Genomic DNA, 365 nt, shown 5'->3' on the forward strand with positions numbered 1-365 from the left:
GTAGCAAGTATCGGATCGCCCATCAGTTCCCCCCATTCACCGAAACTCTTGTTGCTGGTCAACAGAATACTCCCTCTCTCGTATCTTGCACTTACTACCTGGAAAAAGAGGTTAGCTGCCAAACTGTCAAACGGTAAGTAGCCAATCTCGTCAATAATCAGGAGCTTTGGTCGAATATAGATGCGTAGGCGTTTATCCAGCCTGTTTTCCGTGTAAGCTTTTCGCAGATCTTCGATGAGTTGCGAGAGACTGACAAAGTAAACGGATATCCCTTGCGAGATGGCTTCTACAGCCAACGCCACCGCCAGATGACTTTTTCCTACTCCGGGAGGCCCTAAGAACAAGACATTCTCGTGTCGGGTTAC

General features: G+C 48.2%; 1 protein-coding gene. It reads right to left on the reverse strand.

The window, feature by feature from the left end:
• Positions 1 to 365 (reverse strand): ATP-binding protein (locus tag FOI68_RS23075; RefSeq protein WP_143864444.1); only part of this gene is annotated, 365 nt, incomplete at both ends.

Source organism: Brevibacillus sp. LEMMJ03 (genome assembly GCF_007197875.1).
GTDB classification, from domain to species: Bacteria; Bacillota; Bacilli; order Brevibacillales; family Brevibacillaceae; genus Brevibacillus; species Brevibacillus thermoruber.